Source organism: Bacillus sp. FJAT-27445, assembly GCF_001510665.1.
In the GTDB taxonomy this organism is placed as follows: Bacteria; Bacillota; Bacilli; order Bacillales; family Cytobacillaceae; genus Bacillus_D.
Window position 1 is genome coordinate 195458 of the sequence record NZ_LMTI01000001.1, and the last position, 16019, is coordinate 211476.

The 16019-nt window shown below is 46.7% G+C and carries 13 protein-coding genes; all 13 read left to right on the forward strand.

Going from position 1 to position 16019, the window contains the following annotated elements:
• Positions 1 to 13: 13 nt before the first annotated feature.
• The 13 genes from rseP (at position 14) to rpsO (ending at position 15860) form a co-directional block, all read left to right on the forward strand.
• On the forward strand, positions 14 to 1273 hold the full coding sequence (rseP, locus tag AR337_RS00985; protein ID WP_059170144.1) for an RIP metalloprotease RseP: 1260 nt from the start codon (positions 14 to 16) through the stop codon (positions 1271 to 1273).
• A 99-nt stretch (positions 1274 to 1372) separates the two neighbouring features.
• Entirely contained in the window at positions 1373 to 3070 is a 1698-nt protein-coding gene (locus AR337_RS00990; protein ID WP_059170811.1) for a proline--tRNA ligase, read from the forward strand.
• Positions 3071 to 3331: 261 nt separating this feature from the next.
• Complete coding sequence (locus AR337_RS00995; protein WP_059170145.1) at positions 3332 to 7660, forward strand: PolC-type DNA polymerase III; 4329 nt, start codon at positions 3332 to 3334, stop codon at positions 7658 to 7660.
• Between the two features lie 197 nt (positions 7661 to 7857).
• On the forward strand, positions 7858 to 8328 hold the full coding sequence (gene rimP / locus AR337_RS01000; RefSeq protein ID WP_059170146.1) for a ribosome maturation factor RimP: 471 nt from the start codon (positions 7858 to 7860) through the stop codon (positions 8326 to 8328).
• 104 nt (positions 8329 to 8432) lie between these two features.
• Positions 8433 to 9566, forward strand: coding sequence for a transcription termination factor NusA (gene nusA / locus AR337_RS01005; protein WP_059170147.1), 1134 nt, complete (start codon positions 8433 to 8435; stop codon positions 9564 to 9566).
• Positions 9567 to 9584: 18 nt separating this feature from the next.
• Positions 9585 to 9866, forward strand: coding sequence for a YlxR family protein (locus AR337_RS01010; protein ID WP_059170148.1), 282 nt, complete (start codon positions 9585 to 9587; stop codon positions 9864 to 9866).
• Positions 9866 to 10168: a YlxQ family RNA-binding protein gene (locus AR337_RS01015; protein WP_059170149.1), complete on the forward strand. Its 303-nt coding sequence runs from the start codon at positions 9866 to 9868 to the stop codon at positions 10166 to 10168. The genes AR337_RS01010 and AR337_RS01015 overlap by 1 nt, the downstream gene beginning before the upstream one ends.
• Before the next feature lie 19 nt (positions 10169 to 10187).
• A complete protein-coding gene (gene infB, locus AR337_RS01020; protein WP_059170150.1) occupies positions 10188 to 12761 on the forward strand; it encodes a translation initiation factor IF-2 in 2574 nt (857 codons plus the stop codon).
• The gene (locus AR337_RS01025; RefSeq protein ID WP_053368846.1) at positions 12761 to 13039 is read left to right on the forward strand and encodes a DUF503 domain-containing protein; all 279 of its coding nucleotides are present in this window, start codon (positions 12761 to 12763) and stop codon (positions 13037 to 13039) included. The genes infB and AR337_RS01025 overlap by 1 nt, the downstream gene beginning before the upstream one ends.
• Before the next feature lie 17 nt (positions 13040 to 13056).
• Positions 13057 to 13428, forward strand: coding sequence for a 30S ribosome-binding factor RbfA (rbfA, locus tag AR337_RS01030; RefSeq protein ID WP_059170151.1), 372 nt, complete (start codon positions 13057 to 13059; stop codon positions 13426 to 13428).
• A gap of 73 nt (positions 13429 to 13501) precedes the next feature.
• On the forward strand, positions 13502 to 14425 hold the full coding sequence (gene truB, locus AR337_RS01035) for a tRNA pseudouridine(55) synthase TruB (RefSeq protein WP_059170152.1): 924 nt from the start codon (positions 13502 to 13504) through the stop codon (positions 14423 to 14425).
• Between the two features lie 70 nt (positions 14426 to 14495).
• Positions 14496 to 15446, forward strand: coding sequence for a bifunctional riboflavin kinase/FAD synthetase (gene ribF / locus AR337_RS01040; RefSeq protein ID WP_059170153.1), 951 nt, complete (start codon positions 14496 to 14498; stop codon positions 15444 to 15446).
• Between the two features lie 144 nt (positions 15447 to 15590).
• On the forward strand, positions 15591 to 15860 hold the full coding sequence (rpsO, locus tag AR337_RS01045; RefSeq protein WP_059170154.1) for a 30S ribosomal protein S15: 270 nt from the start codon (positions 15591 to 15593) through the stop codon (positions 15858 to 15860).
• Positions 15861 to 16019 lie beyond the last annotated feature (159 nt).

Here is a 16019-nt window from a genome sequence, read left to right on the forward strand (position 1 = left end):
GGTGGTTTTTTTATTGAATACAGTCATAGCGTTTATTGTCATTTTCGGGGCGATCGTATTCTTCCACGAATTGGGGCATTTCATTTTTGCAAAAAGAGCCGGGATACTCTGCAGGGAATTTGCCATTGGCATGGGTCCTAAGGTTTTCACGCATAAAAGAGGAGAAACCGTGTACACAATCCGCCTTCTTCCCATTGGAGGATATGTCAGGATGGCCGGTGACGACCCGGAAGCGGTCGAACTTAAGCCCGGTTATCGAATCGGCCTTTTATTCGGCGGGGATGGAAAGGTTAATAAAATTATCCTTAACAACAAGGACAAGTTTCCTGATGCCAGAATCATTGAAGTGGAAAAAGCAGACCTCGACAGGGAGCTTTTACTGAAAGGATACCCGGAGGACGAGGATGAGGCACTTCAAACATTTTCAGTTCACCCCGAAGCTGTAACAGTTGAGAATGGGGTGGAAACACAAATAGCCCCATATAACCGCCAGTTCGCTTCCAAGACACTCGGCCAAAGGGCAATGGCGATTTTCGCAGGGCCAATGATGAACTTTATCCTTGCTTTCCTCATTTTTCTCACGCTCGCATTTATCCAGGGCGTTCCATCGGATGAACCAAAGCTTGGGAAGCTCGCCAGTGATGGTGCGGCCATTTCGGCGGGTTTGAAGGAAGGGGACATTGTCCAAAGCATTGGCGGCTCGGAAATATCCAGCTGGACGGATGTCGTTGAAATCATACGAAAAAATCCCAACAATGAGCTAGACTTTGTGATTGAGCGTGACGGGAAAGAACAAGTCGTTTCCGTTACCCCGAAAGCCCAGGAAGTGGAAAAGACAAAAATCGGGATAATCGGCGTCTACAGCCCGGTTGAAAAATCCCCAATGCTCGCAGTGTCATACGGGTTCAATGAGACTGTATTTTGGTCTAAGAAAATTTTTGAGATGCTTGGCCTGCTTGTAACAGGACAGTTTGCCATCGATATGCTAAGCGGCCCGCTCGGAATTTACGCCACAACAGATACTGTTGTAAAATCAGGTATTTTCGTCCTAATGAAATGGACAGCGATGCTAAGCGTCAATCTTGGGATTATGAACCTGCTGCCTATTCCCGCTTTGGACGGCGGCCGCCTGTTATTTTTCGCGGTGGAAGCGGTCAGAGGGAAACCAGTTGATCGGCAAAAAGAAGGGCTCGTCCATTTCATCGGATTTGCCCTGCTGATGTTATTGATGCTTGTTGTGACATGGAACGATATTCAAAGGTTCTTTTTGTAGTAACATGAAGCCGGCTTGGAAAACTTCCCAGCCGGCATACATATGCCTTCAAAGCTGAAGGCGAAAAAATGCAAATGCAGAGTGTTGGAGGCGGAAAAAGTGAGACAAAGCATGACCTTAATCCCTACGTTAAGAGAAGTACCTGCTGATGCGGATGTAAAGAGCCATCAGCTTTTATTAAGAGCCGGTTTCATCCGGCAGAATGCAAGCGGGGTTTACAGTTATTTGCCGCTTGCTAAAAGGGTTTTGGTGAAAATTGAAGCGATTGTAAGAGAAGAGATGGATAAGGCAGGAGCCGTCGAATTGCTAATGCCGGCGCTGCAGCAAGCTGAGCTTTGGCAGGAATCGGGCAGATGGTATTCATACGGTCCGGAACTGATGCGCCTGAAGGATCGCCACGAGCGAGAGTTCGCCCTCGGCGCAACCCATGAAGAAGTCATTACAAGCCTTGTCCGAGATGAAGTGAAATCCTATAAAAGGTTGCCTTTGACCCTCTATCAAATCCAGACAAAATTCCGTGATGAAAAGCGGCCGCGGTTCGGGCTGCTGCGCGGCAGGGAATTCATCATGAAGGATGCCTATTCTTTCCATTCATCTCCTGAAAGCCTTGCTGATGTTTATGAGCGGATTTTTACAGCGTATTCCAATATTTTTGCTCGCTGCGGTTTGAACTATCGTGCGGTAATTGCCGATTCAGGGGCAATGGGCGGAAAGGATACACTCGAGTTCATGGTGCTGTCCGATATTGGCGAGGATACAATCGCCTACTCCGATACATCCAGTTATGCGGCCAACATCGAAATGGCTCCGGTAGTGGCAGCATATGAAAAAAGCGATGAGGCTCCGCGTAACCTGGAAAAAGTGAAGACGGAAAACCAGAAAACGATTGCAGAGGTTTCGAGCTTCCTTCAAGTGAATGAAATGCAATGCATCAAGTCGCTTTTGTTCAAAATCGATGGCCGGCCTGTCCTTGTATTGGTAAGGGGAGACCACGAAGTCAATGACATTAAACTGAAAAACCTATTCGAAGCCACCACTGTCGAGCTTGCTGAAGCCGGGGAAACGAAGGAAATCCTTGGCTGTGAGGTAGGCTCAGTCGGCCCGATTGGTGTAAAGGATGTTGAGATTATCGCAGACGATGCAGTCAAATCGATTGTAAATGGCGTATGCGGGGCAAATGAAGAGCATTATCACTACGTGAATGTGAACCCGGAGAAAGATTTTGAAGCAGGTCGCTATGCCGATGTAAGATTCATCCAGGAAGGCGATCCTTCTCCGGATGGGCAGGGGAATATCCTTTTTGCCAAGGGGATTGAAGTAGGCCACGTTTTCAAGCTGGGAACACGCTACAGCGAAGCGATGGATGCTGTCTACCTAGATGAAAACGGCAAATCCCAGCCGATGATTATGGGCTGCTATGGAATTGGTGTTTCCAGGACATTGGCGGCTGTTGCCGAGCAGTTCAATGATGATAAAGGCTTTGTATGGCCTGCAGCGGTAGCGCCATACAAGGTTCATCTCATTGCAGTCAATCCGAAAGACGAAGCACAATCCAGCCTTTCTGAGGAACTTTATGAGGCGCTTGGCAAAAACTATGAAATCCTTTTTGACGACCGCCACGAGCGGGCTGGAGTTAAATTTGCCGATGCGGATTTAATCGGTATTCCTGTCAGGGTTACTGTCGGGAAAAAAGCTGCTGACGGAATTGTCGAAGTGAAGAACAGAAAAACTGGGGAAGTCCTGGAAGTTCAAACGAACAGTCTTGCCGATACGATAAAGTCCTTACTTGGAAGCTAGGAATGAGAGGGTGCCGCCCGCAAAGCGGCACCTGTTTTTTTCCTTGCCTAGAGTTTTGAGCCCATTGTTTTTTTTGTAGTTTTGTGCCGATTGGCGCCTGTATCTATGGTATAATTGACATTTGATAAAGTGAAACTTCCAACAGTGGGGGGGTTGTTCATCCCCCACTGGGCTTCTTTGATTCCTCTGAATCTTGAGGTGGGGTCTTACTGCCCGTTAAGAGTGGGATAAATAGAATCACAGAGATGGGGAGAGTGTCCAATGAACACCCATTTAGAAGACAAGGCTGAACGCTTTCAAGTATTGCTCCAACAGCTTGAATTGACAGAAGATGCCCTTGTTCCGCATTTTCGAAATGCAAGAATAGAAAAAGTGCAAATTAGCCAAAAATCCAGAAAGATGCACTTTCTGCTGGCTGTCGAAAGAATTCTTCCGTACCCTGTTTTCAGCATGTTGGAAGCAAGGCTTAAACAAAAGTTTTCTGAATTAGCCAAAGAGGTTTCCTTCGAGGTAAATGTATCCGACCAATCAATCTCAGACGAATTGATCCATGGCTACTGGCAAAAATGCATTCAGGAAATAGACGGCATAGCTCCACCGCTCCTAAAGCTTATGCATGAACAAGCCCCAAAAATCCACGGTTCGAGGCTGATCCTGTCTGTAAGGAACGAGGCAGAGGGTGGAGCCATCAAAAATAAATACAGCGGCATGATTTCATCCATCTACCAATCTTTTGGATTTCCATACCTCTCACTTGATATTGAAATGCTTACCGATGAAAAAAATGACGAATACTGGAAATTCATGGAGGCAAAGCAAAAAGAGGACCAGGAACGTGCGTTGCTTGCAGTCGCCGAGCTTCAAAAGCGTGAATCCGAAAAAGACCAGAATGGCGCCGGGGCTTCCGAAGGACCGCTAGTGATTGGCCTGACGATTAAAGCTGATGCTGAATTCCGCAATTTGATTGAAATTGTTGACGAGGAAAGAAGGATTGCGGTAGAGGGCTATATTTTTGATGCCGAAACGAGGGACCTGCGTAGCGGAAGGACGCTATTAACCTTTAAAATAACCGATTATACAAGTTCGATCATGGTGAAAATGTTTTCCCGGGACAAAGAAGACGCCGCCCAATACCAGCGGGTGAAAAAAGGTATGTGGGCAAGGGTGCGAGGAAGCATCCAAAACGACACATTTGTCCGCGACCTTGTCATGATTGGCAACGATATTAATGAAATTAGGCCTGTTAGCAGGCAGGATAAGGCACCCGAAGGCGAAAAAAGGGTTGAGCTTCACCTTCATACCCCGATGAGCCAGATGGATGCCGTTACGTCAGTCGCAGCACTTGTTGCACAAGCGAAGAAGTGGGGCCATAAAGCTGTGGCCATCACGGATCATGCTGTGGCGCAGTCATTTCCTGAAGCTTTTTCAGCCGGGAAGAAAAATGACATTAAGATCCTCTATGGGATCGAGGCAAACCTTGTCGATGACGGTGTCCCAATCGCATATAATGATTCACACCGCCTTCTTGCAGAAGATACTTATGTTGTTTTCGACGTAGAAACAACGGGTTTGTCCGCATTTTATGACACGATTATTGAGCTTGCAGCAGTAAAAATAAGAGACGGGGAAATTATCGACCGTTTCGAATCGTTTGCCAATCCGCACCACCGCCTATCTGCGACAACCATCAATCTTACTGGGATCACCGATGATATGGTTCAGAATGCTCCTGAGGTCGGCGAGGTGCTGGAACGATTCAAAACATGGACGGAAGATTCCATTCTGGTTGCTCATAATGCTTCCTTTGATATGGGCTTCCTGAATACAGGCTATAAAAAACTTGGATATGGAAAGTCGCCGAATCCTGTCATCGATACACTTGAATTGGCGCGTTTCCTGTATCCGGAGATGAAAAACCACAGGCTGAATACATTGGCAAAGAAATTCGATGTCGAACTGACCCAGCATCACCGGGCAATTTACGATGCAGAGGCAACTGGCTACCTACTGATGAAAATGCTGAAGGACTCCCTGGAAAAAGGCATTGAATTCCATGACCAGTTTAACGAAAACATGGGCAAAGGGAATGCCTTCCAGCGAGCACGTCCTTATCACTGCACACTTCTCGCGCAAAATGAGGCTGGCCTTAAAAACCTGTTCAAGCTTATTTCGATTTCGCATCTTAACTATTTTTACCGGGTTCCAAGAATTCCAAGGTCGGTTTTGCAAAAATACAGGGAAGGCATCCTGGTCGGATCCGGCTGTGACCGGGGAGAAGTCTTTGAAACTATGATGCAAAAGTCTCCCGAAGAAGCTGAGGAATTGGCGGGCTTTTACGATTATATCGAAGTAATGCCAAAGCCGGTATATGCCCATCTGATTGAAATGGAGCTAGTCAGGAATGAAAAAGCGCTCGAGGAAATCATCGGCAACATTGTCAAGGTTGGCGAAAAGCTTGGACTCCCTGTCGTGGCAACCGGCAATGTCCACTATTTAAACGAAAACGACAAAATTTACCGTAAAATACTGATCAACTCCCAGGGTGGGGCAAACCCGCTAAATCGGCATAATCTTCCTGATGTCCATTTCAGGACAACGGATGAAATGATAAAGGAATTCAGCTTTCTCGGCCTTGAAAAGGCAACGGAGCTTGTGGTTGCAAACACGAACCGGGTTGCGGATATGATTGAATCCATCAAGCCGATCAAGGACGACTTGTATACGCCGAAAATTGAAGGCGCAGACGATGAGATGAGAGAAATGAGCTACGCGATGGCCAAGAGGATTTACGGCGAGCCCCTTCCGGAAATTGTTGAAGCCAGGCTCGAGAAAGAACTTAAGAGCATCATTGGCCACGGCTTCGCGGTTATTTATCTGATTTCCCATAAGCTTGTAAAAAAATCGCTTGATGATGGGTATCTAGTTGGTTCACGGGGTTCAGTCGGTTCATCGTTCGTTGCAACGATGACCGAGATTACAGAGGTCAATCCGCTCCCGCCTCATTATGTATGCCCGAAGTGCAAGCATTCAGAGTTTTTTAATGATGGTTCGGTTGGGTCAGGATTCGACCTTCCCGATAAAAACTGCCAGCAATGCGGGGCCAAGTACAGGAAAGATGGCCATGACATACCGTTTGAAACCTTCCTTGGCTTCAAAGGGGACAAGGTGCCCGATATTGATTTGAACTTCTCTGGGGAATACCAGCCAAGGGCGCACAATTATACGAAAGTCCTGTTCGGGGAAGACAATGTATACCGTGCGGGTACGATTGGCACAGTTGCCGATAAGACGGCTTTCGGCTATGTGAAGGCTTATCAGCAGGAAAATAACCTCCAGCTTAGAGGAGCGGAAATCGATCGGCTGGCGTCCGGCTGTACGGGAGTCAAACGGACAACCGGCCAGCACCCTGGCGGGATCATCGTCGTTCCGGACTATATGGAGATTTATGATTTTTCGCCAATCCAGTTCCCTGCCGATTCGGCAACCTCGGAATGGAAGACAACCCATTTCGACTTCCATTCAATCCATGATAATTTGCTAAAGCTGGATATACTTGGCCACGATGATCCGACAGTAATCCGGATGCTCCAGGATTTAAGCGGCATTGATCCAAAAACGATTCCAACGGACGATCCTGAGGTCATGAAAATATTCAGCGGAACCGAATCGCTTGGAGTGACGGAAGAGCAAATCATGTGTAAAACCGGTACGCTCGGAATTCCGGAATTCGGGACAAGGTTCGTCCGCCAGATGCTCGAGGATACGAAGCCTACAACATTCTCGGAGCTGGTCCAAATTTCAGGCCTTTCCCATGGTACCGATGTATGGCTTGGAAACGCTCAGGAATTGATCCACAATAAAACGTGCACCCTTAGCGAAGTCATCGGCTGCCGTGACGACATTATGGTCTATTTGATTTATCAGGGGCTAGACCCGGCATTCGCTTTTAAAATCATGGAATCCGTCCGAAAAGGCAAAGGGCTGACGGACGAAATGGAAGCGGAAATGCGGAAAAATCAAGTTCCGGAATGGTATATCGACTCGTGCAAAAAGATAAAGTACATGTTCCCCAAGGCTCACGCGGCTGCTTATGTCCTTATGGCTGTTAGGATTGCCTATTTCAAAGTGCATCTGCCTCTTCTGTATTACGCGGCATACTTCACGGTAAGGGCTGAGGATTTCGATATCGAAGCAATGGCGAGGGGCTCGGAGGCTATCAGGGCGAAAATTGAAGAAATCAATGTGAAAGGCCTTGATGCATCGCCAAAGGAAAAGAACCTGCTGACAGTTCTCGAACTTGCGCTTGAGATGTGTGAGCGGGGTTTCTCATTCCAAAAAATTGACTTGTACAAGTCATCTGCGGCTGAATTCATTATCGAAGGCGATTCCCTGATTCCGCCATTCAACTCCATACCTGGCTTAGGTACAAATGCGGCTGAAAACATTGTCCGAGCGAGGGAAAAGGGAGAATTCCTCTCAAAGGAAGACCTCCAGCAGCGCGGGAAGGTTTCAAAAACCATACTGGAATACATGGACAAACAAGGATGTCTCGATGCGCTTCCTGAACAGAACCAGCTATCTCTTTTTTAGTTCAAGAGAAGCGGGCAGGCAATTTGCATTAAAGTAATGTGTATGATATAGTTTTATTGGAAATACTAAGCAAACTGTCGCGGAAGAGTGGGGAAACCCACTCTTTCGTTGTTGTCAAGGGCAATTTGCAGGGTAAATGATAAAAGTCTCCGCAAAAAGCACAAAATATGTGCAATGAGCAGTAAAGGAGGTTAGCGATGAGCAAGGTAATTGAAGTGGTGGAACAACTGGCCACTCCGATTGTGACTGATCTTGGCCTTGAATTGGTTGATGTTGAATATGTTAAAGAAGGCCGGGATTGGTTTTTGCGGCTTTATATCGATAAGGAAAATGGCGTCGATATTGAGGAGTGCGGAACGGTCAGCGAACGCTTGAGCGAAAAGCTCGATGAACTTGACCCGATTCCCCATAACTATTTCCTAGAGGTTTCATCTCCAGGTGCCGAAAGGCCATTGAAAAAGGAAAAAGATTTCGTTAACTCAATTGGCAAGAATGTTTTTATTAAGACATATGAGCCAATAGGCGAGGAAAAGTCGTTTGAAGGCACTTTGCTGGAATTTGACGGCGAGACAGTCAAAATTGAAATCAAAGTGAAAACGCGCAAAAAGACAATAGACATTCCTTATGAAAAAGTAGCTAGCGCCAGGTTGGCGGTTACGTTTAGCTGAAGCTAGCCCATGCTGCTGGCAGGTGGGCTGAAGTTCCCGAGCGGGGAACGTTTTGCCCGCCCGGCCAGGCTACTCAAAAAAATGCAAAAGGGGGAAACAAACCCATGAGCAGCGAACTTTTGGATGCTCTCATTATACTGGAAAGAGACAAGGGAATTTCCAGGGATGTACTTATTGAAGCGATTGAAGCAGCCCTTATATCGGCATATCGCCGGAACTTTAACCAGGCGCAGAATGTAAGAATCGATATTAACATGGAAAATGGGCTGATGCGCGTTTTCGCTAGGAAAGAAGTAGTTGATGAGGTTTTCGACCCGCGTTTGGAAATTTCTATTGATGAGGCCAGGGAAATCAATCCGAATTACCATGTCGAGGATATTGTTGAAATGGAAGTGACTCCAAAGAATTTCGGGAGGATTGCTGCCCAGACCGCCAAGCAGGTCGTGACCCAGCGAGTCCGTGAGGCTGAACGAGGAATCATTTATTCCGAATTCATTGACCGTGAAGAAGATATCATGACAGGGATTGTCCAAAGGATCGACTCCAAATTTATTTACGTGAGCCTTGGTAAAATAGAAGCTCTTTTGCCTGTTAACGAGCAAATGCCTAATGAGAACTACAAGCCGCACGATAGGATTAAAGTTTTTATCACAAAAGTTGAAAAGACAACAAAAGGGCCGCAGATTTTTGTTTCAAGGACACATCCGGGCCTTTTGAAGAGGCTTTTTGAAATTGAAGTACCGGAAATCTATGACGGCACAGTCGAAATTAAATCTGTTGCGCGCGAGGCGGGCGACAGGTCAAAAATATCCGTCCATTCCGAAAATGCGGAAGTAGATCCGGTTGGTTCATGCGTCGGCCCGAAAGGAACTAGGGTACAGGCGGTTGTGAATGAGCTGAAGGGCGAAAAAATTGATATCGTAAAGTGGTCCGATGATCCGGTTATCTTCGTCGCAAACTCACTAAGCCCATCAAAGGTGCTTGATGTCATTGTCAATGAGGCTGAAAAAGCGACAACAGTCATTGTGCCGGACTACCAGCTTTCGCTCGCAATTGGCAAACGTGGCCAAAACGCCCGCCTTGCCGCAAAATTGACCGGCTGGAAGATTGATATCAAGGCGGAAACCGATGCGAGGGAAATAGGTATTTTCCCGCGTGAGGAAACGATTAGGCTTTTTGATGAAGAGGAAGAGTTTTACGAGGAAGATGATTATGGCTTTGAAGAGGACACGGATTAAAGAGCGGAGGGAATTGGCGTGAACAAAATGAAAAAGGTTCCGATGCGTAAATGTGTCGCAACAGGGGAAATGAAGCCCAAAAAAGAACTTGTTCGCATCGTCCGCTCAAAAGAAGGAGAGGTTTCAATTGATCCAACAGGTAAAAAGTCGGGCCGCGGAGCCTATCTTTCCCTGGATCGTGAAGCCATCCTTTTGGCAAAAAAGAAGAATGTACTATCAAACCATTTGCAAACTGACATAGATTCTACTTTATATGACGAGCTCCTTGGGCTCATTGAAAAGGAGAAACGGCAATCCTGATGAAACCAAATCAATGGATGTCATTGCTTGGCTTGGCAAATCGGGCACGCAAAATCATTTCAGGGGAAGAACTTTCCATAAAGGAAATCCGGAGCGGAAAGGCAAAATTGATCCTGCTATCCGCGGATGCATCAGCCAATACAACCAAAAAAATAACCGATAAGTGTAAAACCTACCAGGTGCCATGCAAGACTGTTGATAACCGATTCGACCTTGGATTGGCAATTGGAAAGGAAGCGCGCGTCGTTGTGGCTGTACTGGATGATGGATTTGCCGCGAAATTGATGACACTGCTCGATTAATACTAGCGGGGGTGAAAGAATGAGTAAAACACGTGTATATGAATACGCAAAGAAATACAATGTTTCAAGTAAAGATATTATTGCTAAATTGAAAGATATGAATGTCGAAGTCTCAAACCATATGGCTACGATTGAAAAGGATGCTTTCAGTAAACTGGAAGCCATTTACAATAAAAAGGATGAGAGACAGCCGGCAAGGCAGCAGCAAGGGGACCAAAACAGCCGTCCTCAACAAGCAAGCCGCGATAGCCGTCCAGAGGGCAGCCAGCAGTCGCAAAACAGGGATAGCCGCCCACAAGGAAATCGCGATAGCCGCCCACAAGGCAGCCAAACTTCGCGTCCACAGGGGAGCCAAGCTTCCCGTCCACAGGGCAGCCAAGCTTCGCGTCCGCAAGGCAGCCAGGCTTCGCGTCCACAGGGCAGTCAAGCTTCGCGTCCGCAAGGCGGCCAAGCTTCGCGTCCACAGGGCAGCCAAGCTTCGCGTCCACAGGGGAGCCAAGCTTCACGTCCACAGGGGAGCCAAGCTTCACGTCCACAAGGAAATCGTGATGGCCGCCCGCAAGGCAGCCAAGCTTCGCGTCCACAGGGCGGACAGCAAAGCCGTCCACAGTCTGGGCAGCAAGGACGGCCGCAACAGGCGGGAGCTGGAAGCCAGCAAAGGCCGGCATCAAAACCAGCCGGACAAAAGCCTCCTGAAAACAGGTCAAAAGATAATAAAGGGTTCAATAAAGGGAAAACTCCAAATAGGCCTAACCAGAACCAGGGGCAAAACAGGAATAAGCCTGGTAAAAAGCCACAACAGCATCAGGCTGCTCCTCCTGTAAAAAAGGAAAGGGAGCTGCCTGAAAAAATTACCTTCAGTGAATCCCTGACGGTTGCGGAGCTTGCCAAGAAGCTTTATCGGGAACCATCCGAAATCATTAAAAAGCTGTTCCTTCTTGGAGTGATGGCAACCATCAACCAGGAACTTGACAAGGATGCGATCGAACTGATTGCGGGTGAGTACGGCGTTGAAGTGGAAGAGGAAATTAAAATCGATACAACGGACCTAGAGGTTTATTTCACCGAGGATGAGCAAGGAGAGCTCGTTGAAAGGCCATCTGTTGTAACAATTATGGGCCACGTTGACCACGGTAAAACAACCTTGCTCGATTCAATCCGAAATACGAAGGTCACCGCTGGAGAAGCTGGGGGAATAACACAGCATATTGGCGCATACCAGGTAGAAGAAAACGGCAAAAAGATCACTTTCCTTGATACACCTGGACACGCTGCGTTCACAACTATGCGTGCGCGTGGTGCTAAGATCACCGATATCACCATCCTTGTTGTTGCAGCCGATGATGGCGTGATGCCTCAGACGGTCGAGGCGATCAATCATGCAAAAGCTGCAGAAGTACCAATTATTGTCGCCATCAACAAGATGGATAAGCCTACTGCCAATCCGGATAAAGTTATGCAGGAATTGACAGAGCATGGCCTTGTGTCAGAAGCATGGGGCGGAGATACGATTTTTGTTCCCCTTTCAGCGAAGACAGGAGAAGGTATCGATAATCTTCTGGAAATGATCCTACTTGTTGGTGAAGTTGAAGAATACAAAGCAAATCCTAACCGGAAAGCGGTTGGAACTGTGATTGAGGCCCAGCTTGATAAAGGCCGCGGCTCTGTCGCGACATTGCTTGTACAAAACGGAACACTGAAAATCGGCGATCCAATTGTTGTCGGCGGTACGTTTGGCCGCGTCCGCGCGATGGTTAACGACAAAGGGCGCCGAGTGAAAGAAGCCGGCCCTTCAACCCCGGTTGAAATTACAGGATTGAACGATGTACCTCAGGCTGGCGACCGTTTTGTCGTCTTTGAAGATGAGAAAACTGCAAGGCAGGTAGGGGAATCCCGTGCCTCACAGGCATTGGTTGCATCCCGAGGCGAAAAATCCCGCGTAAGCCTAGATAACTTGTTTGAACAGTTAAAACTAGGGGAAATGAAAGACTTGAACATCATAATAAAAGCCGATGCTCAAGGTTCTGCAGAAGCAATGGCTGGATCACTTATGAAAATTGAAGTTCCAGGAATCAATATCCGAATCATCCATACTGGAGTCGGTGCTATTAATGAATCCGACATCACTCTAGCAGCTGCTTCAAATGCTATCGTCATTGGATTTAATGTCCGTCCTGATGCGAATGCTAAGCGTGCAGCTGAGGCTGAAAAAGTGGATATGCGTCTGCACAGGATTATTTACAAGGTTATTGAAGAGATTGAAGCAGCTATGAAAGGAATGCTTGATCCTGAATTCCAGGAGAAAGTTATCGGGCAGGCTGAAGTCCGCCAGACATTCAAAGTATCCAAAATTGGTACAATTGCCGGTTCATATGTAACAGATGGCAAGATTACCCGAGATAGCGGTATCCGTGTCATTCGTGACGGCATCGTCATTTTTGAAGGAACAATTGACGCCTTGAAGCGTTTCAAGGATGATGCCAAGGAAGTCGCACAAGGATATGAATGCGGTATAACCATTAAAAACTTCAATGATGTCAAGGAAGGCGATATCTTCGAAGCGTTCATCATGGAAGAGATCGAAAGAAAATGATTGTAGGCATTGCAAGGTGCGAATGCATGATTTACAATGCTGGATCCCTTAAAGATAAACGGGCGGTCCTCCAAAGGATCATCACGCGCATTAGGCAAAAATACAATGTTTCGGTTTCGGAAGTGGATTATCAGGATGCGTGGCAAAGAACCGCAATTGCGGTCGCTGCCATTGCATCTTCGAAGGTACCCGCTGAGAGGGAAATTCAAAACGCAATTAAGCTTATTGATTCCTTTCCAGAAATAGAAAGGACCCTTACCGATATAGAATGGCTTTAAAATACGAGGTGACTGACATGAGCCATAGAGCAAACCGTGTTGGAGAACAGATGAAAAAAGAGCTAAGTGAAATCATCGGCCGAAAAATAAAAGATCCCCGTATCGGATTTGTAACTGTAACGGATGTCCAGGTAACTGGCGACCTTCAGCAGGCGACTGTATACATTTCCGTCCTCGGCGATGAGGAACAGAGGGAAAACACCCTAAAAGGCCTTGCTACTGCGAAAGGGTTCATCCGGTCGGAAATTGGCAGCCGCATCCGTTTGCGGAAGACTCCTGAAATCGTTTTTGAATTTGATGAGTCGATTGATTACGGAAACAGGATTCAAAGCCTCCTCACCCAAATTCATAATGAAGATAAAAAAGGTGAAAACGGGGATGAGGAGTAGACTGGATGGGTAGACGTATGTCTATCCATCTTTTTTCTGATTAAAATAATATTGGGAAGGGAGCTGTACCCAAATGGAAGGGATTTTGCCGTTATACAAACCGGCCGGACTAACCTCTCATGACTGTGTTTTTAAGCTGAGAAAAATATTAAGGACAAAGAAGATTGGACATACGGGCACCCTTGACCCTGATGTCACAGGCGTTTTGCCGATCTGCGTAGGGCGGGCGACCAAGGTAGCGGAATACATAACAGATGCCGGAAAAGCATATGAGGGTGAAGTGACGCTGGGCATATCCACCGAAACAGAGGACGCTTCAGGCGAAGTCGTCGATCAGGTGGCCATAACCCGAACAGTCAGCAGAGATGAAATCCTCTCGGTTCTTGAATCGCTGACAGGTGAGATTGTCCAAATTCCGCCAATGTATTCAGCAGTTAAAGTGAATGGAAAAAGGCTATATGAATACGCCCGCAAAGGGATTGAAGTAGAAAGGCCAGCAAGGAAGGTGTCAATTTTTCGTCTTGAATTGCTGGATGATCGAGTCGAATTTACTGGTGAAAAAATTACTTTCAGGTTCAGGGCCGAATGCAGCAAGGGAACTTACATCCGGACCCTCGCAGTCATGATTGGCGAGCGCCTTGGATATCCAGCCCATATGTCTTCCTTAATCCGAACTCGTTCAGCTTCCTACACACTCGAAGATTGCCTCAGCTTTTCCCAAATTGAGGAGATGATGGAAAATGGGGGAATTGACGCCGTAATGAGGCCGCTTGAGAGCGCGCTTTTGCATTTGCCGAAATACAGGATAAATGATACATTAGCAGAGAAAGTGAAGAATGGCATTCGCCTCGCCGTTCCTGAAGAACTTATTGGGGTTACAGGCCCGATCGCATTGGAAAATGAGGCCGGCGAAGTGCTCGCAATTTATAGCGAGCATCCCGAGAAGCCTGGAATCATGAAGCCGGTCAAGGTGCTGCGCAACGACAGGGAACTTTAAAGAGAGTGCTCAAAAGGCTTCATGCTGGGGCTCAAAGGAGCCGCTGCTTTACGAGAAAGGTGAACCTATAGTGGAAGTAATAAATCTTGGATTTCCCCATAATTTTGATAGAAAAAACATGCCAGAGTCAGCGGTGGCGCTCGGGTATTTTGACGGTGTCCATCTAGGCCACCAAAAAGTCATTGCCGATGCTAAAATGGCGGCCGGCCAACGGGGACTTAAAACCGCCGTCATGACTTTTCATCCACACCCCAAGGCTGTGCTAGGAAAGCTGGAACAGGAAATTGAACATATCACTCCGCTTCACGAAAAGATTAGACTAATAGAGGAACTTGGGGTAGACATCATGTATATTGTCAACTTTACTCCTGAATTCGCCAATCTTACCCCACAGGAATTTATTGATCAATACATTATCGGTCTTAATATCGCCCATGTTTCCGCCGGATTTGATTACACATACGGCCGGATGGGAAAAGGAACAATGGAAACTATCCCGTTCCATTCACGGGGAAAGTTTACGTATTCGACCGTCGGGAAGCTGACGGAAGGCGGAGAAAAAATCAGTTCAACACGAATCAGGAAGCTGTTATCCGAAGGGAAGACGGATGAAATTGCTATTTTGTTGGGAAGGGCGTTTACAACACCGGGAATTGTTATCCACGGAGACAAACGGGGAAGGACGATCGGGTTCCCAACCGCGAATGTGGATCCCGATGGCGATTGTCTAATTCCCCCGACCGGCGTTTATGCTGTCCGGCTCCACGTTTGCGGGGAATGGCACTATGGCGTTTGCAATATTGGCTATAAACCTACATTTAATAAAGAAAGCCAAAAAAACCCGTCCATCGAGGTCCATATTTTTAGCTTTTCGAAAGAAGTTTACGGGGAGCGCTCAATTATTGAGTGGCACAAATATTTACGAAAAGAACAAAAATTTTCGGGCATTGAAGAACTCATTGCCCAAATACAGAGGGATAAGCAGGCAGCAGCGGGCTATTTCGGGATTCCATTAGAATAATCCGCGTTAACTCAAGGTTTATGCTTGCTTTTTTGTTGGAAAAGTTGTATTCTTATAAACGTATTAAAGAACCTTTGCTTGGCAAGTCGAATCACCGACGCTTGCTCAGTAAACGGGGATAGAAATTTTAGGAGGTGAACCAGGATGGCACTAACACAAGAACGTAAAAACGAACTGATCAATGAGTACAAAACTCATGAAAACGACACTGGATCCGCAGAGGTCCAAATCGCTGTCCTTACTGAATCAATCAACAACCTGAACGATCACTTGCGTACTCACAAGAAAGACCACCATTCACGCCGCGGTCTTTTGAAAATGGTTGGTAAGCGCCGTAACCTTTTGACTTACCTGCGCAACAACGATGTTCAACGCTACCGTGAGTTAATCAATAAGCTTGGCTTACGTCGATAGTCAAAAGAAGCGGGAATTTTCCCGCTTTTTTGTTAGGTAAAAATAATGCAGAAATATTCATACATATTTTAAGTCAGTTGAATTTTGAGCATACTAACATTAATTTGTTATTAAATAAATGTATTAGTGCTGATGGCATATTCAAAAGCGAATGAGCCG